The organism is Ochrobactrum sp. Marseille-Q0166, assembly GCF_014397025.1.
Classification (GTDB): Bacteria; Pseudomonadota; Alphaproteobacteria; order Rhizobiales; family Rhizobiaceae; genus Brucella.
This window is the reverse complement of the sequence record NZ_JACJUO010000001.1, coordinates 1,445,362-1,464,518: the sequence shown is the minus strand read 5'-3', so window position 1 is coordinate 1,464,518 and position 19,157 is coordinate 1,445,362. Positions and strand designations below refer to the sequence as shown.

Below are 19,157 nucleotides of genomic sequence, written 5' to 3'. Positions count from 1 at the left end.
AAATAATCAGAGAACGACGACTTTTGCGCCCATGCCGACACGATCATAAAGATCCATGACGTCATCGTTTGTCATGCGGAAGCAACCGTTTGAAGCTGGGCTGCCGATTGTCCATGGCTGAGTGGTGCCATGAATACGGATATATGTATCCTTGCTGCCCTGAAACAGATACATGGCGCGCGAACCGAGCGGGTTGCCCGGACCACCATCCATGCCATTCTTGTAGCGACCATACTGAGATGGATTACGTTCGATCATTTCTTTGGTCGGAATCCAGCGTGGCCATTCGCGCTTTGCGTTGATGGTTGCGGTTCCCTTGAACTCAAGGCCGACTTTACCGACTGCGATGCCGTAGCGACGTGCTGTGCCAGCACTCTCTACGAGGTAGAGAAAATATTTCGAAGGATCGATAACGATCGTACCTGGCTCATAGCCGGAGAAGGATACCGTTTGCGCCTGATAGCGTGGGTCGATGTTGTAACGGTTAAGGCCGACCTTCTTCGCAGCACCTGCGTTTGAAGCGCTCTTCTTTTTCTTCTTAGCAGGCTTTGCTTTGGCATCACTTGCCATTGCGACCTGCTGAACACCGACGGCGGCTGCATCCAGTTCAGCTTCCGCACCAGCAGCACCGGCCGCATAGCCCGGAGCAGAAAAACCGATGCAAAGGCTTGCGATACCCGCCATCAAAATTAAACGTGAGGACATAATCTGATCCCGAAGACTCAAGCTGTAGGAGAAATTCCGACGCCGCATTGTGCACGGCTCTTAGTCTCCAATAATATAATCAGAATCGTTACTCAATTAACAACGACACACACGCATAACGATTCAATCATCGCTATTGCCTGCCTGCAACACTTTGGGTGGATATTACCGAAATAAAAAGGCCGACCCCATTAAGGGATCGGCCTCTTCGAAAATTTGTCGTTGCAGATTAAGCTTACTGCGAACTTGGAACCTGTGGAGCCTGTGGCTGAGTGCTGTCAGGCTGTGCTGGTGCTTCACCCGAAGCAGGCGTTTCAGCTCCATTGGTGCGTGAAGATTCACCACCCAGCTGATTAAGAATACCACCGCCAGTACCTGCTCCACCAGCAGGAGCATTTTGCGTGCTGCCAGCCGCAGGAATACGGTTCAGAATGTCGGTTGGCTTTTCGCCATAACGGGCCATGATACCGAGAGCAAGCGAAGTGGCGAAGAAGCCAATCGCAAGAATAGCTGTTGTGCGGGTCAGCGCATTAGCCGCGCCGCGTGCCGTCATGAAGCCCGAACCACCGCCTATACCAAGGCCACCGCCTTCGGAACGCTGGATAAGCACAACGCCAACAAGCGCCAGAACGATCAACAAATGAATGACAATGACTATGGTCTGCATAGGTTAAGGTCTTTATATCTCTGAACTAATGCTTAACCGGAAGGAACAATGGATTTTCGCCCGGTCAGCGATGATACAAATAGATAGAGCGGCTCTTTACACTCTATTGTGTGATAATCCAAGCCCCGCGCCCGATATAGTTAAAGGACGCGGATACGCATCACAGATTACGATAAGTTTCGCATATGGCGAGGAAATCAGCTGCTTTCAAGCTGGCCCCGCCAACTAATGCGCCATCAACATCAGGAACACCAAGCAGTTCCATTGCATTCGATGCTTTCACTGACCCACCATAAAGAAGGCGCAGATGCGCGCCGCTTGCACCAAAACGCTCTGTCAGCTTTTCACGCATAAATGCATGGGCTGCGCGAACATCCTGAACAGTTGGTGTCAAACCTGTGCCGATAGCCCATACAGGCTCATAGGCAACAATCATGTTTTCAGCCTTCACACCCTCCGGAAGAGAAGCTGCAAGCTGATCACCAATAATATCGAGAGTGCGGTCTGCCTTGCGTTCATCAGCTGTTTCGCCAACACAAACAATTGCAACAAGCCCAGCAGTCCAGGCGGCTTCGGTCTTGCCACGTACCAGCTCGCTGGATTCCCGATGATCCGTACGACGCTCCGAATGGCCAAGAATGACGTGAGTGGCACCGGCCTCTTTGAGCATCTGTGCCGAAACATCACCTGTGTGTGCGCCAGATACTTTTGAATGGCAGTCCTGACCGCCAAGACCAACTGTTTCGCCTTCCAGCGTTTCAGCCGCGCGTGAAAGCAATGTTGCCGGAACGCAGATCACCGCATCAAGTTTACGGCCAAGATCAGAACTCAGACCTGCAGCGATCGCGCGCAGTTCGGTCAGAGATTCTCCCGTACCATTCATTTTCCAGTTGCCAGCAACCAGCGGACGGATTCCCGGAGTCATTTCATTCTCCTCGCCTTGAATGACAGCAAACCGCTCAACAATATGCAAGCAGCGCCAAATTTTGCCACTGACTAAGCGTATTCGCACAGCAATGCAATGTTCTTGGTGCTCTGCACACAATGAGAACTTGCATCAGAACCTTTCTTAAGGTTATCCCCTCTCAAGGCTTATCTCTAAAGATAGCCGGGCTTTGTTTTGTTCTTAAAGGGTTTCCAATGCTCGACAGTATGCGTGATGCCGCCAAATCCTGGGTCGCTAAGCTTCTTCTTAGCCTGCTTGTCCTCAGCTTCGCGGCTTGGGGTATTACGGATGCTTTCCAGGGAGAAATGGAAGTTGACTCAGCAATCAGTGCTGGCGGCTCAAAAGTCAGTGCATCGGACTACCGTTTTGCCTATGAGCAGCAGTTGATGCGTCTTTCGCAGCAGTTCCGTCAACGTCTTAATCGGGAACAGGCCCAGCAGCTTGGCGTCGACCAACAGGTTCTAGCGCAGCTTGCGGCTGGCGTAGTTTTGGACGAACAGGCCCGCAACATGCAACTCGGCCTTTCAAAGGATGGGATTGCACGCCTTACAGGCGAAGACCCGTCATTTCAGGATGCGAGCGGCAATTTCAGCCGCGCCCAGTTTGATGCAGTTCTGCGTCAGTCGAACATTCGCCCACAGGACTATCTCGACAATCGTGCAAAGGTCGCGCGTCGCCAGCAAATTGTTGAAGCCTCGACTGATGGCCTGAAAATGCCAGCCACGATGCTGAAAGCACTGGCTCTTTATCAGGGTGAAAGCCGCAGCGCCGATTACATTACAATTCCGGCTGAAAAAGCCGATGCGGTCCCTGCCCCATCTGAAGAAGCGCTTAAAACTTATTTCGAAGAGCACAAAGACGAATACAAAGCTCCTGAATATCGCAAGATTACCTATGTGAAGCTTGAACCTTCGGATATTGCCGATCCAGCCGCTGTCACACAGGACGAAATCAAAGAATATTACGAAAAAAACAAAGGCCGTTTCAGCACTACTGAAACCCGTACAATTGAGCAGCTCAATTTTGCCGATGAAGCAGCCGCCAAAGCCGCACATGAAAAAATCGCAGCTGGCACCAGTTTTCTCGACATTGGCAAGGAACAGGGTAAGAGCGAGAATGATCTCGTTCTCGGAACTCTCGAAAAGACCGCTCTTCCTGATTCCGCTATTGCAGATGCAGCATTTGCACTTAGCGAAGGTGGCGTCAGCGATGTTGTAAAGGGCGCGTTCGGCCCGGTTATCCTGCGCGTTACGGCGATTAATCCGGCTAATGTAAAAGAACTCGCAGATGTTGAAAAAGAAATTCGTGACACTGTAGCGACCAATATCGCAATCAGCAGCATTAATGGTATTCACGATTCATACGAACAACAGCGTTCTGAAGGCGCAAGCATGGCAGACGTTGCCAAGGGTCTGAGCCTCAAAGCTGTAACGATTGAAGCAGTGGACGATGAAGGCAATGATCCAGCCGGTAAAGCCCTTGAGCTGCCAAACTCGGAAGCGCTTCTTGCCGCCGCATTCCAGGCTGATCAGGGTTTTGACAATGATGCACTGACGCTCGGGAACTCGGGTTATCTCTGGTATCAGGTTGATGGAACAACCCCCGCCCGTGACCGCACTCTCGATGAAGTCAAGGACAAGGTTATAGCGGCATGGAAGGGTGAAGAAGCAATCAAGCGTCTCAATAACCGCATGGCTGAACTGAAAAAACGTCTTGACGGCGGTGAAACACTCGATGCAATCGCTCAAGCAGCTGGCGTTGAAAAGCAGACGAAACGCGGCATCACTCGTAACACCAATGATGCGGATTTTGGCTCTGCCGCAACGGCACAGGTATTCCGTGGTCCGCTTAACCATACCGGCACCGCTGGCGCCGTATCAAATGACGGACAGCTTCTGTTCAAGGTAATTGAAGTGACTGAGCCGACTGCCGCAGGTCCTGAAGCAATTACCGAACAGCAGCAAACCTACCTTGCAAGTACGCTCACAGATGATGTTCTTGAGCAACTCGTTGGAGAGTTGCAGAAGCAGTATCCAGTCAAAATCAACCAGACTGCCATCAACAACGCGCTGGCATTCTGATAAGCGGCGGACAGAAAAGAATGGCTGACTTAAAACCCTATATCGCCAAGGCTGCCGCCGGCACACCTCTGTCGTTTGAGGATTCCAAAGCAGCATTCGACATTATGATGTCCGGTCAGGCCACCCCTTCGCAGATTGGTGGCTTCCTGATGGCTCTGCGTGTTCGCGGTGAAACAGTGCCGGAAATTGCCGGTGCTGTCTCTTCCATGCGCTCCCGCATGCTGCCTGTCTCGGCATCTGATGATGCCGTGGATATTGTCGGCACTGGCGGAGATCAGTCCGGTTCCTACAATGTCTCAAGCTGCTCCGCATTTGTTGTAGCGGGCGCAGGCGTTCCGGTCGCAAAGCACGGCAATCGTGCGCTTTCTTCCAAGTCTGGTGCAGCGGATGCACTGGCGGCCCTCGGTGTGAACATCGAAGCCGATGCTGACACGATTGGCCGCAGTATCAGCGAAGCTGGTCTTGGCTTCATGTTTGCGCCGATGCACCATTCTGCGATGCGTCATGTCGGCCCATCGCGTGTCGAACTCGGCACCCGCACAATATTCAATCTGCTGGGCCCTCTTTCAAACCCGGCAAGCGTCAAGCGGCAGCTGGTTGGCGTTTTCTCGGCGGAATGGGTCGAACCTCTGGCTCAGGTTCTCAAAGAACTGGGTTCTGAAACTGCCTGGGTGGTCTATGGCGACGGTCTCGATGAGATGACCACGGCTGGCACCACAAAGGTTGCAGCGCTTGAGGACGGCACAATCCGCACCTTTGAGATTACACCGGAAGATGTTGGCCTGCGTCGTGTCGACATGTCGGAACTTAAAGGCGGAGATGCCGAAGTTAACGCAAAGGCATTGCTTGGCGTTCTTGAAGGCGCACAGAATGCCTATCGCGATATTGTGCTCTTGAACTCTGCCGCAGCACTGGTGATTTCAGGCAAGGCAAAAGACTTAAAAGACGGCATTGCCCTTGCGGCACACTCAATCGACAGCGGAGCAGCTTTGGCCGTTCTGCAAAAGGTCATCGCCGTATCAAACGATAATCCGCTCTGACGGAAAGGATCAAACCATGTCCACCGACATTTTGCGGAAAATCGAAGCCTATAAGCGTGACGAGATCGCCGCTGCCAAGGCGCGTCTTCCACTTAACGAAGTGAAGGCACAGGCAAAAGATCAGCCCGCAACACGCGGTTTTCTCAAAGCACTGGAAGCCAAACGCTCCGCCAATAAGTTCGCGCTCATTGCTGAAATCAAGAAGGCAAGCCCTTCCAAGGGTCTTATCCGCCCTGATTTTGATCCGCCAGCGCTGGCCAAGGCTTATGAAGATGGCGGTGCAGCCTGCCTTTCCGTTCTCACGGATACGCCATCTTTTCAGGGCGCACCGGAGTTTATGACAGCAGCACGCAATGCCTGCTCGCTGCCCGCCTTGCGCAAGGATTTCCTCTTCGACACCTATCAGGTCTATGAAGCGCGCAGCTGGGGTGCGGATTGCATTCTCATCATTTTGGCAAGCGTCAACGATGATCTGGCCAAAGCGCTCGAAGAAACCGCTTTTGAACTCGGTATGGATGCCCTCATTGAAGTCCATGACGAAGAAGAAACCGAACGCGCGCTGAAGCTTTCTTCGCGCCTCGTTGGCGTCAACAATCGCAATCTGCGCACATTTGAAGTCGATCTTGCTGTCTCCGAACGCCTCGCAAAGATGGTGCCTTCCGACCATCTTCTGGTCGGCGAAAGCGGCATATTCACCCATGATGATTGCTTGCGCCTTGAGAAGTCGGATATCGGCACATTTCTCATCGGAGAAAGCCTGATGCGCAAGGATGATGTTGCTCAGGCAACTCGCGAACTTCTGACCGGCGAGGTTTAAGTCATGACAGCCAAACTCACCCATATCGACCAGACTGGCGCCGCCCATATGGTCGATGTCGGCGACAAGGCTGAGACTGAGCGCCAGGCAACCGCTGAAGGTGCCGTCAGAATGAAGCCGGAAACTCTGGCACTCATTCTGAAAGGCGATGCCGCCAAAGGCGACGTTATCGGTACGGCCCGTCTGGCTGGTATTATGGCTGCGAAGAAAACCGCCGACCTCATCCCGCTTTGCCACCCATTGATGCTGACAAAGGTCTCGGTGGACATTGAACCGGACCAATCGCTTCCCGGCCTGCGCGTCTTTGCAACTGCGAAGCTGAAAGGCCGCACCGGGGTTGAAATGGAAGCGTTGACTGCCGTATCAGTCACCTGCCTAACCATCTATGACATGGCAAAGGCCGTTGATCGCCACATGGAAATTACCGATATTCGTGTTTCCGCAAAGAGTGGTGGTAAATCAGGCGACTGGAAAACCTAAGTTTTCGCACGAGAGGAAAAAGTATGTCCCTGCTTCCTGTCGATGAAGCCCTTGCACGTATCCTGAGCTTGGCAGAGCCACACGGTTTCGAGCAGGTTCCTTTGACTTCAGCCGGTGGACGTGTTGTTGCGGAACCTGTGAAAGCTCACCTTCTGCAACCTCCCTTTGACTGCTCTGCCATGGATGGCTATGCGCTGATCGCACCTGAAAACATCAGCTATCCGCTTGAACTGACCATAATTGGCGAATCAGCAGCCGGTAAGCGTTTCGACGGGCAGCTGAGCGAAGGTCAGGCGGTCCGCATTTTCACCGGCGCACCAATGCCAGCAGGCGCAGATAGCATCGTTATTCAGGAAGACACGGAACGTTCCGGCGACAGGCTAACAATCCGGCACGGACTCTATAAAGGCCGCCACATTCGTCGCGCGGGCCTCGATTTCGCACCCGGAGATGTGATTCTTCCAAAGAGAAAAGCACTCGACGCCCCGGCACTTTCCCTTGCTGCGGCCAGTGGCAACGCAGCCATTTCCGTTTTCAAACAGCCCCGCATTGCAATATTGGCAACTGGCGACGAACTTGTCCCACCCGGTACAGTTCCCGGCCCTGACCAAATTGTCGCTTCCAACAGCGTCGGCATCGCCGAAATTGTCCGCCGCGCAGGCGGTAAGCCTGAAGATATGGGCATCATCAACGACGACCCCGCAAAGATCGAATCGGCAATCAGCGCAGCGCTCAAAGATGGCGTCGATGTTCTAGTAACGATCGGTGGCGCGTCGGTTGGAGACCGCGATTACGTTCACGGGGCTTTGCAGAATTGCGGCGTCGATCTCGCCTTCTGGAAAATCGCTATGCGCCCGGGAAAACCGTTGATGTATGGCCGCAAGACAGTTTCAGGCAAGACGGTGCATGTCATCGGCTTACCGGGCAATCCGGTTTCAAGCCTCGTCTGTAGTCTGATATTTCTGCGTCCACTGGTGGCGAAGCTATCAGGCATTGATTTAGCTACAGATATTCGCCCCGCGAAATTTGGTCAGCCAATGAGTGCGAACGATCACCGCAGGGACTTTGTTCGTGCGACCGTTGAGAAGGCAATCGACGGAACATTGATTGCCAAGCCATGTCCAGTTCAGGATTCTTCAATGCTTTCTGCTCTTGTGGGCTCCAATGCGCTGTTGATCAGAGAAGAAAATGCACCCGCTGCGGCTATCGGTGATTCTTGCGCGATATTAATGTTGTAACGAACGGTATTAATTCCAAACCTCATTAATCATTTTAAAACCATTGCAGAACAAGACTGGAACATATAGTGTTCGTTCTGGTTTTGTTTTTATTTGATTCTGGTCTGGAGGGTGTAGCGCATGTTAACCCGTAAGCAGCACGAACTTCTGCTGTTCATTCATGAACGTCTTAAAGAGACGGGCATCCCTCCGTCCTTTGACGAAATGAAAGAAGCTCTTGATCTGGCTTCTAAGTCAGGCATTCATCGTCTCATCACGGCCTTGGAAGAACGCGGCTTTATCCGCAGGCTTCCTAATCGGGCGCGCGCGCTGGAGGTGCTTCGTTTACCAGATTCGATAGCACCGGGCTTGAACTCTCAAAAGAAGTTCGCTCCGAGCGTCATCGAAGGAAGCCTCGGCAAAGCTCCCCCTCCTCCGCCGACGCGCCCAACTCCAGTTATTGCGGAGAATGATTCCTCCACAATGGTTTCTGTACCCATGATGGGACGCATAGCTGCCGGTGTGCCGATCTCGGCAATCCAGAATCAGACACACTCACTGAGCCTTCCTCCAGAAATGCTGGGCTCCGGTGAACACTACGCTTTGGAAGTCAAAGGCGATTCGATGATCGACGCCGGTATTTTTGATGGCGACACAGTGATCATTAAGCGCGGTGATACAGCCAATCCGGGTGAAATCGTCGTCGCACTGGTCGATGATGAAGAAGCAACTTTGAAGCGTTTTCGCCGCAAAGGCGCTTCCATTGCCTTGGAAGCAGCGAATCCGGCTTACGAAACCCGCATTTTCGGCCCCGATCGTGTGCGCGTGCAGGGTAAACTAATCGGCCTGATCCGGCGTTACTAGCACTTACAGTTTTAGTATTGGTTGGAAGCAGCGATAGAGGTTTTGTCATTTTAAATCAGAGCGGCTCTGTCGTCTCCTTAAAGTCGGGAGCCGCCTGAAAATCAGAAGATTGATCGTTGCGAGACTTCTTCTGATGTTCGCGATCCGGTAATCCTCGTGCCGCTCTCGAATACAGACGATGCAGGTGCCATGGCCGCGTAGGCGCATCCACTGCGAAGCTGAGACTATCAGAATAGCCAGCTAAGTTTCGTGGTTGGATGACTGCAAAACGATAGATTTTATCGTCTTTGCTGTGATCATGTTTCGCTGATCTGGCTGATGCACTCGCGTCTGATGATAAACGTTTCCCAAGCCTGAGCTCAAGGGTTCCTTTGAGAGCGAGTTCCTGCCGGTCGATCAGTAAAACATCGGAGCGCGGGCAATTGAGGTTTTTGCTTGCTATCGCAAGAACGACAATCTCGCCAATATTGCAGGCAATATCCTTCATCTCCTCTTGCGCAGTATAGGCAAACATTCGCCCGTCTCGTAGAGGAATGGTACAAACTCCCTCTTCGCAGACAAACGCATCATTGGTGGATACCGGCTTCTGCTTTTTTACAATCTGCGGCGGAATAAACGTTTCGATCAGATAGGCAGTCTGCCAGTTTTGACCTGTGAATTTTGGCGGCCTGCTGCGATTTGCGGCAAAATTGCCATCGGGTAGGCGCACGGCTACAAATTTTGCATCCTCGCTAACGAGAATATCCGGCAATGGCGTTCGTATAAAAACGAAAAGACCAGTAATAACAAAGGGTAAAGCCAGCCATCGCAACCATGTCGTGGAAACAACCGCGATAACAAGCGCTACAGTCCAGAGGATAAGCGTGCTTGCAGGCATGACGCCCGGATTGCCGTCAGGAGAAAAGCTAGCAACCAAACTCGCTATATGCCTGACTAATAGGACGCCAAATCCCATAATCTGTAGTGGTAGCCAATCAAGCTGCAATGGCATCAACACCAAGCTCAGCACTGCAAAGGGCATCACAAGGATCGAGATAACCGGCAAGGCCAATACGTTCCCGACCAGGCCTAAGGGTGCGGTATTGTTGAAATGATAGGCGGCAAAGATGCCACTTGCTACACCGGCAACAATCGATGTTGCTCCCGTCGCCACCGCTGGAACGAGCATTTTGGATAGAAACCCACGCGGCACAGCACGCCGATTTTCGCGAGACGTTTGATTGCGTGCTTTCCTGTCACTCCACCAGGCAAATGCAGCGATCAAGCCAGCAGTTGCGGAAAAAGACATTTGAAAGCTTGGCCCAAGAATCTCATGCGGTGAAATTGCGATCATCGCAACAGACGCAATCGCAAGATTGCGCATACTGATGGCAGCACGGTCAGCCAGCAATGCGCAGAGCATCACGACAATCATGACGTAACTGCGCTGTGCCGCAACATCCGCACCCGACATGGCCAGATAGAATGTGCAGCTTAGAAGCGAGAGAAAAGCCGCAAACTTTTTGACCGGATATCGGGCGCTAAACCCCGGCATCAGAGCAAACAGCGATCTCAACGCCATCATCACAACGCCGGCGGCCAGCACCATATGTAGGCCGGAAATCGACAAGATATGCGCCAGACCTGCCTTGCGCAGATCCTCATTCGTTTCTTCGCTGATCCCTGCTCGCTCACCGGCAATAAGCGCTGCGGCAACACTGCCATCCTCACCAGAGAGCACTTCCGCAATACGTTCCGAAACATGCACACGTAGTTGAGCAATGGAACTGGCAATTTTTGCCGTCATGTCGGTTGGTCCTGACACGTCGGCAATCTTTGGTGTTCCGAGAAAGAAGCCATTAGCGCCGATACCGCCGAAATAAGCATGGAAGGCAAAATCGTAATTTCCCGGCCGCACAGGTCCCGAAGGTACCCTCAGGCGCGCAAAGCCGGTTAGGCCGCTACCAATCTTCGTCTTGGCCGGTATATCGCGCGCAGTAATGCGGATGCGTTGCGGTGCGTAGCGAAGCTTCGGCCTCTGCGTTTCAAGCAGATCAAGCGTCACACGCCAGCTGCCATTGTCGCGATATTCGAGACCAGCCACTCGCCCAATAACGCGCGTTGTAACCTCTGAACCCAACAATTGCGTGCTTCGTCGCTCAGTTTCGAATTTCCCGGCTATCATGCCGAGCTGTAGAGCTATGACGAGCGTCAGCAATTGCGATAACAAGAAGCGTTTGCGCACAAAAAAACGCAATATAAAGACCGCTGTCAGGGTCGAAAGAAGCGGCACCCAGTCAGGCTCGAAGGAAAGCGTGAAATAGATAACTGCTCCCACACCCATCATCACGGGAAACAGAAGGAAAAATATCCCGCGCCCTACCTCCCGACTCAGAGCTTGGCTCAGATTTAACCACGCGGCGGCTAATAACGCGCGCGCGCGTTCAGAAGGCCTTAGAACTCGCTTTGGAAGTGCGGCAGGGCGGATTTCTTCGAGAGCGTTCGCACGCCACGGAGCAGGCATCAAAGCACGGGTCAATCCTTCGGGCATGTCTTTGACAAATGCCCGTTCACTGATCTCCTGTGCTTCCCTTGCGCCCGTCATGCCCCCGCCTGACTGCAAAAGTGCTCACCGCTAATCTAAAGAAGAATACCGGATCTTTGCGAAAGGGACGTCAAGCCCTTGCGCACTGTGCTACCTATGCTACATGAACGCCAGCCAAAATCGAGAGGGTTCGCGTCGAGAACCCCGATTGCCTGTAGAATACAATCAAACGGGCGCTATATAGTCTAATTCTGCCTCGCCTTCGGCGTCCTGCCGCAGTCCAACGAGGCTCTGACACAGTGGAGCTGTCATGTCGAAACCGGTCGTCACCCGTTTTGCCCCTTCACCCACGGGTTATCTGCATATTGGCGGAGCTCGAACGGCTCTTTTCAATTGGCTTTATGCAAAGCACACCGGCGGCAAGATGCTGCTGCGCATCGAAGATACAGATCGCGAACGCTCCACCGATGCCGCCACAGCAGCAATTCTGGACGGCCTGAATTGGCTTGGTCTTGATTGGGATGGCGATGCAATTTCCCAATTTGAGCGTGCTCCACGTCACCGTGAAGTGGCCGAAGAACTTGTTGCCAATGGCAAAGCCTATTATTGCTACGCAACGCCGGAGGAGCTTGAGGAAATGCGCGAAAAGGCACGCGCTGAAGGCCGTCCGCCGCGCTATGATGGCCGCTGGCGTGACCGAGACCCTTCCGAGGCACCTGCAGGCGTAAAGCCCGTTATTCGAATCAAGGCTCCGAGAGAAGGTGAAACCCTTGTGCGCGACGCTGTTCAGGGTGATGTTCGCTTCCCGAACAAAGACCTTGATGATTTCATCATCCTGCGTTCCGACGGTACACCGACCTATATGCACGCAGTTGTCGTCGACGACCACGATATGGGCGTCACCCACATTATCCGCGGCGATGACCATCTGACCAACGCTGCGCGGCAGACCGTGATTTATGATGCGATGGGCTGGGAAGTCCCCCAAATGTCGCATATCCCGCTCATTCATGGTGCAGACGGCGCCAAGCTCTCCAAGCGCCACGGCGCGCTGGGCGTTGATGCCTATCGCGCCATGGGATATCTGCCAGAAGCACTTCGCAACTATCTCGTCCGTCTGGGCTGGAGTCATGGCGATGACGAAATCATGTCGACCGAACAAATGATCGAGTGGTTTGACGTCACTGACATCAACAAAGGGGCTGCACGTTTTGATTTCCAGAAGCTCGAAGCGATCAATGGCCTTTACATGCGCGCCAGCGACGACAAGGCTCTCTTTGATGCACTGATCGCCGTATTGCCGGAAATCGAAGGCGGCAAAGAACTGCAAGCTTCCCTTGATGAAAAGGGTCGCGCTCAGCTGCTTACCGCAATGCCCGGTCTTAAAGATCGCGCAAAGACACTGGTTGAACTTGTCGATGGTGCGAAATTCATCTTCGCAAAACGTCCGCTTGCATTTGACGAAAAGGCCGCGTCCCTGCTCAATGACGAAGGTCGCCAAGTTCTGAAAGCTGTCCTTCCACATGTGGAGTCAGTTACTGAATGGACTGTAGACGCGCTTGATGCGGCTGTTCGTGCGCATGCAGAAGCCGTAGGTCTGAAGCTTGGCAAGGTAGCACAACCACTGCGCGCTGCCCTTACAGGCCGCGCTACATCTCCAGGTGTATTCGATGTACTTTTTGTGCTTGGCCGTGAAGAGTCACTTGCACGCATAAAAGATCAAATCGTTTGAACTGTTAGCATTCACGCTGACGTGACAAAACTGACTTAATTAGACCAAAATACGCATTGCATCGCAAAATCATTGGGATAGTTTGGCGGGCGAAATCGTTTGGATAATGCGTTGAAATTTCGTTCTTCTACGAGAACGGGCAACAGATAAAATAATGTCGTTTCCCGCGTTGGCGGGCAACACATAGATGTTACAAAAGACAAGTTATAACGACGATTAAAATTCAGCCGCCGCGCGGGCGGCAAAGTGGACACGAAAGGAAACACGATGTCAGATAAGACAGCTAGCTTTACCCTCGACGGCAAAACGTTTGACCTGCCTGTACGACAAGGCACTGTCGGGCCGGATGTCGTTGATATCGGTCCACTTTATAAGAATGCCCACGCTTTCACTTACGATCCAGGCTTCACTTCAACCGCTTCTTGCGAATCCAAGATCACCTATATCGACGGCGATGAAGGCGTGTTGCTGTATCGTGGATATCCGATTGATCAGCTAGCTGAACATGGTGACTTCCTTGAAACCTGCTACCTTCTACTTTATGGCGAACTGCCTACGGCGACCCAGAAGGCCGATTTCGATTATCGTGTGACCCGTCACACCATGATCCATGAGCAGATGACGAAGTTCTTCACCGGTTTCCGTCGTGATGCGCATCCAATGGCCGTCATCGTCGGCTGCGTCGGCGCAATGTCGGCATTCTATCACGACTCGACCGATATTACCGATCCGCATCAGCGCATGGTTGCTTCGATCCGCCTGATCGCCAAGGTGCCTACCCTTGCTGCAATGGCTTATAAGTACCATATCGGCCAGCCATTCATGTATCCGAAGAACGACCTCGATTTTGCGTCGAACTTCCTGCACATGTGCTTTGGTGTGCCTTGCGAAGAATACAAGGTTAATCCAGTTCTGGCGCGCGCTATGGATCGCATCTTCATCTTGCACGCTGACCACGAACAGAACGCTTCGACATCGACCGTTCGTCTTGCTGGTTCTTCAGGTGCAAACCCATTTGCATGTATCGCTGCTGGCGTTGCATGTCTCTGGGGTCCTGCGCATGGCGGTGCCAATGAAGCAGCACTCAACATGCTGGCGGAAATTGGTTCTGTTGACCGCATTCCGGAATTCATTGCCCGCGCAAAGGACAAGAACGATCCGTTCCGTCTGATGGGCTTCGGCCATCGCGTTTACAAAAACTACGATCCGCGCGCCAAGATCATGCAGAAAACCTGCCATGAAGTTCTTAGCGAACTTGGCATCAAGGACGATCCGCTTCTCGACGTCGCTCTCGAACTCGAAAAAATCGCTCTGACCGATGAATATTTCATCGAAAAGAAGCTTTATCCAAATATCGACTTCTATTCCGGTATCACACTGAAGGCTCTCGGCTTCCCAACCGAAATGTTTACGGTTCTGTTCGCCCTCGCCCGCACGGTCGGCTGGGTCGCTCAGTGGAAGGAAATGATCGAAGATCCACAGCAGAAGATTGGCCGTCCGCGCCAGCTTTATACTGGTGCACAAGAACGCGATTACGTGCCAGTCGCAAAGCGCAAGTAATCAAAATCGGAATGAAGAAAACCCCGGCAAAGTACCGGGGTTTTTGTTTGTTCTGATTTTTGAATTTAGCGTTTCCTGCCGTTTTCAGCCAAATCGAGCAAGACCTTTGCTCCGATCTCACCAGAAGGTCGGTCAGTGGCCATAATTGATATCACTTTGTCAAAGCCATCAAGCTGCGCCTGCCGCGACGGCGTTTTCTGCATAAGCTTGTCGACGTAACGAGCGAGATTGCCCGGCCGTACCGATTCATTGAAAAACTCAGGCACCACCGGTTCGTCAGCGATTATATTCGGAAGAGCTGCGCTCCAGATCGTAATCTTGGACAGTAAAAACTGGCGTGCAAACCAATCAGCCTTGTAAGACAAAATGGTCGGGATGCGCGACAGCGCAAGCTCCAGTGAAACCGTACCCGACGCGGCCAGTGCTGCATCTGCACGTGCAAAGGCATCCCACTTGGCTTCATCTCCGGTCACGATAAGCGGCTTCACGGCCCAATCCTTGGAAAGCTCACGCACCATTTCCTCAACGCGCGGCAATGTAGGTAGAATGACCTCAAGCTTTTCGACACGCTTTGACAGCTCTTCTACAGCCTTGCCGAAGGGTTCCATAAGCGTCTGGATTTCGCCACGGCGAGATCCCGGAAGCAATAGCAGACAACGTGCACCATCAGGCCAGCGTTGCGCTTCAGCAGCGCGCTGCGTAGCCTGTATTTTCACAATCGGTGCATAGCTGCTGAGGCGATGGCCGACATAAGTCGATTGCGGTCCGTTAAGTCGTTTCATGACTTCGACTTCAAACGGCAACACCGTCAGCACATGGTCGACATAGGCACGCATCGCTTTTGCACGCTGCGGACGCCAGGCCCAGACACTTGGCGCTATATATTTTACAATGGGAATTGACGGATCAGCCGCACGGATTTTCTTTGCAACCCGATGCGTGAAATCCGGACTATCTATCAGCAGCACGCAATCGGGCTTTTCAGCAACGATCCGCCTTGCAGTCTGCCGGATGCGCAGGATGAGACCAGGCAGATTCTTAAGAATTGCACCGAGGCCCATGAGTGCTATTTCATGCGGATCGAAAAACGTTTTTAATCCACGTTCGGCAAGATGATCGCCTCCAACACCGACAATATCGACAAGCCGATCTGTCTGACCACGAAGAGCATCTATCAAATCAGCACCGAGCAGATCGCCTGATTCCTCTCCGGCCACGATCGCAATTTTCAATGGCCGACTGGTTTTGCTCAACGTGCTAAATCCCTTTGGTTTCGACTGATCGTCTCGATGAAAAGGCCTTTTTCATTGGCTGCTGCCATGGTTTCACCAAGGCCCAGAATGAAAGTGCGGCCAGCTTCTATTGCAATGCCGGACAAGCCAGCACGGGCTGCATTGTCCACAGTTGAGACGCCGATTGCCGGCAGATCGGCACGCTCATCCTGGCGCGGCTTGGCCATCTTGACAAGTACGCCGCCACGTTTTGGAATACGACCTGACATACGAAGCGCGTAAACACGCTCGATCATTTCGTCAGTGCCTTCTGCACCTTCGAGCGCCACGACGCGGCCACCGGCAGCAATTGCGCCCTGCCCGACATCCAGTTCACCAAGACGAAGCGCGGCCTCCATCGCAAGCACAACATTCCGGCGCTCCCGAGAATCAGGCGTCAGACGCGTGATCACTCTTGGCGGTGTCGGTGACAAAAGATCAGGAACAACCTCGTGCGCTCCAACCATCTTGAAGCCATAGCGCTCAAGCAGACGCATGAAAGCACGCAGTAACGCATCATCGCCCTGACCAAGTGCGGTCAGAACATAGCGCACGGCCCTGATCGTCGGAAGATTGAGTTTGAGATCACTCAGATGCGGACGATTACGAAGACCACCGGCAAGGACAACTTGAGTGACGCCAGCCGACCGCATGGCACGGATGAGCATACCAAAATCAATCGCTGCAATTTCCTGATGTTCATACTCATAGAGCGAGGTATCGGCCTCACCACGCAGTGGAAGCATAAAAGGCGGATTTCCGTCCGCCTTCAGAGCTTCAGCCACTTTAATGGGCAAAAGGCCATTGCCAGCAATAATGGCTGTGCGTTGGCACTTTACGGCGTTCTTCGCGCTATCAATCGTCGTCACCGTCATCCATCGCTCCACCTACCGATGAGCCAAGCGGCGGCGTGCAATAAGCGCGCTTATTTTCCACTAGAATGAAGGAGATAAGATCAGCCACCTCATCAGAATCAGGGATGGCTTTCAAGACGTCCTGTGCACGCTCACGTACTGGCTTGGTGCGATCAAACAACATATGGACTGCATGGCGCAGATTATGAATATCCTTGCGCTGCATACCGGAACGCTTCATTCCGATTATGTTCAAACCGCCAAGATAAGCATGGTTGCCGATCGCACTGCCGTAAGGAATGAGATCATGGGCCAGCGCCGCCATACCCCCAACAAAAGCATGATGACCAACACGCGTGAACTGATGAACAGCCGAACCGCCGCCGAGAATCGCATGATGACCGATTTCAACATGGCCGCCAATCATGACGTTATTGGCAAACGTGACATGATCACCCACATCGCAATCATGCGCGACGTGAGCATAAGCGAGAAACTGGCAGTTATTGCCAACACTCGTGTAACCACGGCTGCTATCTGAACCGCGATGCATGGTGACGCCTTCACGCACAAGGCAATTCTCACCGACGACAAGCGTCGTCGGACCACCCTTGTGCTTACCGTTCTGTGGGTCGCAACCCAGAACAGCATGCGGATACACCTTGGCGTTAGCGCCAAGACGAACAGCGTCGCTGATCACGACATGACTCATCAGTTCAGAATTATCGCCAATAACGGCGCCAGACTGTACGTGACAAAAAGGACCGACGGATACGCCCTGCCCAAGTTCCACACCCGACTCTACGAGAGCGGTAGGGTGGATAAAAGTTTCCTTCATTGAGGTACTCATGCCTTCTCTTCGGCTACGCCAACCATAGCGGCGACTTCAGCCTCGGCAACCTTTACACCATCAACTTCCGCCACGCATTCATATTTAGAAATATTTCCGCGTTGTTTAATCTTCTTCACGTGAAGGTGAAGCTGATCACCTGGAACTACTGGCCGACGAAACTTGGCTTTGTCGATTGTCATGAAATAAACAAGGCTTGGCGCATCAGAACCATTTTTGAGAACTGTAATTGCACCCGCTGTTTGCGCCATGGCCTCGATGATCAGAACGCCGGGCATGATTGGTTTGTCGGGAAAATGGCCGGTAAAATGCGGCTCATTAATCGTAACATTTTTGATGCCCGTCGCCGACTGATCACCGTCAATATTGATAATACGATCGATCAGCAAAAACGGATAACGGTGCGGGAGCGCGCGCAAAACAGCCTGAATGTCCGCGGTTTCCAGCTTCTGATTAGCTTCACTCATCAGAGGAGTGCTCCTTCTTGGGTTTCCCGATGCTCCGAATATTTGCGATATCGCGGAACCACTGCTTTATTGGTCGAGCAGGGACGCCCCCCCAACGCTCGCCATCGGGTATGTCATTCATAACGCCGCTTCCCGCAGCAATCTGCACGCGCGAACCGATAACCACATGATCGGCAAGCCCTACGCTGCCACCAAGCATTGTTTGATCGCCGATCACGCAACTTCCCGAAATGCCGCAATGCGCAGCGACAACACAGAACCTGCCAAACCGTACATTATGTGCTATCTGCACCAGATTATCGATCTTGGTACCCTCACCGATGAAAGTATCGCTCAAGGCGCCGCGATCAATCGTTGTATTCGCACCAATTTCTACATCATCCTGAAGAATGACACGGCCGAGCTGCGGCACTTTTTCAAGACCACGCGGTCCCGGAACATATCCAAAACCATCCTGCCCGATACGTACGCCCGGATGCAACGAGACACGATTACCAATCATCGCAAACTGAATAGTCACACCGGGCGCAATATAACTATCGCGTCCAATCTGGCAGCCTTCGCCAATAACAGCTGTGGATGCAATCAGTGTCCCGGAGCCAATACTGACATTTTTTCCAATAGAAGCCCCGGCTTCAATAGTCGCACCAGCTTCAATTTTCGCGGAGGGATGAATAAAGGCAGAGGACGAAATACCTGTTTCACCCAGCCAGCTCTCAGGCCGCACCGAAACAGGAAAAAGCATACGTCCAACGGAAGAAAAATCACGCTGCGGATTTTTGGTGACCAGTACAGCAATATCAGCCGGAACACTGTCAGCAACATCGTCCGAACACAAGACGCCAGCGGCTTTCATGCCGGAAAGAGCCGCTGCATTCCTTTTGCCATCGACAAAAACAAGCGCATCATCGCTTGCATCACTCAAAGATGCCAAACGTGCAACAGAACGCGGTGCAAGCTTCGGATTGCGAAGGCTTGCACCGGTAAAATCTGCAATATCGCCAATCGTGAGTTCACGAGAAGGCTTGAAGAAAATGGGATCTGCCATCAAAGCACTTTCTTGCCCGGGGCATGTCTGCCCC

The 19,157-nt window shown here is 52.7% G+C and carries 17 protein-coding genes; 8 read left to right on the top strand and 9 right to left on the bottom strand.

What is annotated here, in order from left to right; translation table 11 throughout:
• Positions 1-6: 6 nt before the first annotated feature.
• From H5024_RS07010 to tpiA, 3 genes are all read right to left on the bottom strand, one after another.
• On the bottom strand, positions 7-705 hold the full coding sequence (locus H5024_RS07010; protein WP_187544764.1) for a L,D-transpeptidase: 699 nt from the start codon (positions 703-705) through the stop codon (positions 7-9).
• Positions 706-940: 235 nt separating this feature from the next.
• A complete protein-coding gene (gene secG, locus H5024_RS07005; protein WP_187544762.1) occupies positions 941-1,372 on the bottom strand; it encodes a preprotein translocase subunit SecG in 432 nt (143 codons plus the stop codon).
• Positions 1,373-1,532: 160 nt separating this feature from the next.
• Positions 1,533-2,297 (bottom strand): triose-phosphate isomerase, encoded by a 765-nt coding sequence (gene tpiA / locus H5024_RS07000; protein ID WP_187544760.1) that lies wholly within the window; start codon positions 2,295-2,297, stop codon positions 1,533-1,535.
• Positions 2,298-2,512: 215 nt separating this feature from the next.
• On the opposite strand from tpiA, the gene H5024_RS06995 reads away from it, so the two are divergent.
• The 6 genes from H5024_RS06995 (at position 2,513) to lexA (ending at position 8,817) form a co-directional block, all read left to right on the top strand.
• On the top strand, positions 2,513-4,399 hold the full coding sequence (locus tag H5024_RS06995; protein ID WP_187544758.1) for a peptidyl-prolyl cis-trans isomerase: 1,887 nt from the start codon (positions 2,513-2,515) through the stop codon (positions 4,397-4,399).
• A gap of 20 nt (positions 4,400-4,419) precedes the next feature.
• Positions 4,420-5,439, top strand: a complete 1,020-nt coding sequence (gene trpD / locus H5024_RS06990; protein WP_187544756.1) for an anthranilate phosphoribosyltransferase — start codon at positions 4,420-4,422, stop codon at positions 5,437-5,439.
• A 16-nt stretch (positions 5,440-5,455) separates the two neighbouring features.
• Positions 5,456-6,256 carry an indole-3-glycerol phosphate synthase TrpC gene (gene trpC, locus H5024_RS06985; RefSeq protein WP_187544754.1) on the top strand — a complete coding sequence of 267 codons (801 nt, stop codon included), beginning with the start codon at positions 5,456-5,458 and terminating at the stop codon, positions 6,254-6,256.
• Between the two features lie 3 nt (positions 6,257-6,259).
• Positions 6,260-6,736 carry a cyclic pyranopterin monophosphate synthase MoaC gene (gene moaC, locus H5024_RS06980; protein WP_187544751.1) on the top strand — a complete coding sequence of 159 codons (477 nt, stop codon included), beginning with the start codon at positions 6,260-6,262 and terminating at the stop codon, positions 6,734-6,736.
• A 23-nt stretch (positions 6,737-6,759) separates the two neighbouring features.
• Positions 6,760-7,974, top strand: a complete 1,215-nt coding sequence (glp, locus tag H5024_RS06975; protein WP_187544749.1) for a gephyrin-like molybdotransferase Glp — start codon at positions 6,760-6,762, stop codon at positions 7,972-7,974.
• Positions 7,975-8,094: 120 nt separating this feature from the next.
• The gene (lexA, locus tag H5024_RS06970) at positions 8,095-8,817 is read left to right on the top strand and encodes a transcriptional repressor LexA (protein WP_187544747.1); all 723 of its coding nucleotides are present in this window, start codon (positions 8,095-8,097) and stop codon (positions 8,815-8,817) included.
• 55 nt (positions 8,818-8,872) lie between these two features.
• Here the strand turns inward: lexA and H5024_RS06965 are convergent, their stop codons facing one another.
• A complete protein-coding gene (locus tag H5024_RS06965) occupies positions 8,873-11,401 on the bottom strand; it encodes a ComEC/Rec2 family competence protein (protein ID WP_187544745.1) in 2,529 nt (842 codons plus the stop codon).
• Positions 11,402-11,651: 250 nt separating this feature from the next.
• Here H5024_RS06965 and gltX point away from each other — a divergent pair, with 250 nt between their 5' ends.
• Together gltX and gltA are read left to right on the top strand one after the other, a co-directional pair.
• A complete protein-coding gene (gene gltX, locus H5024_RS06960) occupies positions 11,652-13,073 on the top strand; it encodes a glutamate--tRNA ligase (RefSeq protein ID WP_187544743.1) in 1,422 nt (473 codons plus the stop codon).
• Between the two features lie 267 nt (positions 13,074-13,340).
• The gene (gene gltA, locus H5024_RS06955) at positions 13,341-14,633 is read left to right on the top strand and encodes a citrate synthase (RefSeq protein WP_187544740.1); all 1,293 of its coding nucleotides are present in this window, start codon (positions 13,341-13,343) and stop codon (positions 14,631-14,633) included.
• A gap of 65 nt (positions 14,634-14,698) precedes the next feature.
• Here gltA and lpxB read toward each other — a convergent pair whose 3' ends face one another.
• The 5 genes from lpxB to lpxD are packed head-to-tail and all read right to left on the bottom strand — an operon-like array spanning position 14,699 to position 19,123.
• Positions 14,699-15,886: a lipid-A-disaccharide synthase gene (gene lpxB / locus H5024_RS06950; protein WP_187544738.1), complete on the bottom strand. Its 1,188-nt coding sequence runs from the start codon at positions 15,884-15,886 to the stop codon at positions 14,699-14,701.
• Positions 15,883-16,779: an LpxI family protein gene (locus tag H5024_RS06945; protein WP_187544735.1), complete on the bottom strand. Its 897-nt coding sequence runs from the start codon at positions 16,777-16,779 to the stop codon at positions 15,883-15,885. The genes lpxB and H5024_RS06945 overlap by 4 nt, the downstream gene beginning before the upstream one ends.
• On the bottom strand, positions 16,760-17,596 hold the full coding sequence (gene lpxA / locus H5024_RS06940) for an acyl-ACP--UDP-N-acetylglucosamine O-acyltransferase (protein ID WP_187546679.1): 837 nt from the start codon (positions 17,594-17,596) through the stop codon (positions 16,760-16,762). The genes H5024_RS06945 and lpxA overlap by 20 nt, the downstream gene beginning before the upstream one ends.
• A gap of 8 nt (positions 17,597-17,604) precedes the next feature.
• Entirely contained in the window at positions 17,605-18,075 is a 471-nt protein-coding gene (gene fabZ / locus H5024_RS06935; protein ID WP_187544732.1) for a 3-hydroxyacyl-ACP dehydratase FabZ, read from the bottom strand.
• On the bottom strand, positions 18,068-19,123 hold the full coding sequence (gene lpxD / locus H5024_RS06930) for a UDP-3-O-(3-hydroxymyristoyl)glucosamine N-acyltransferase (RefSeq protein ID WP_187544730.1): 1,056 nt from the start codon (positions 19,121-19,123) through the stop codon (positions 18,068-18,070). Before lpxD ends, fabZ begins: the two co-directional genes overlap by 8 nt.
• Between the last annotated feature and the right edge of the window lie 34 nt (positions 19,124-19,157).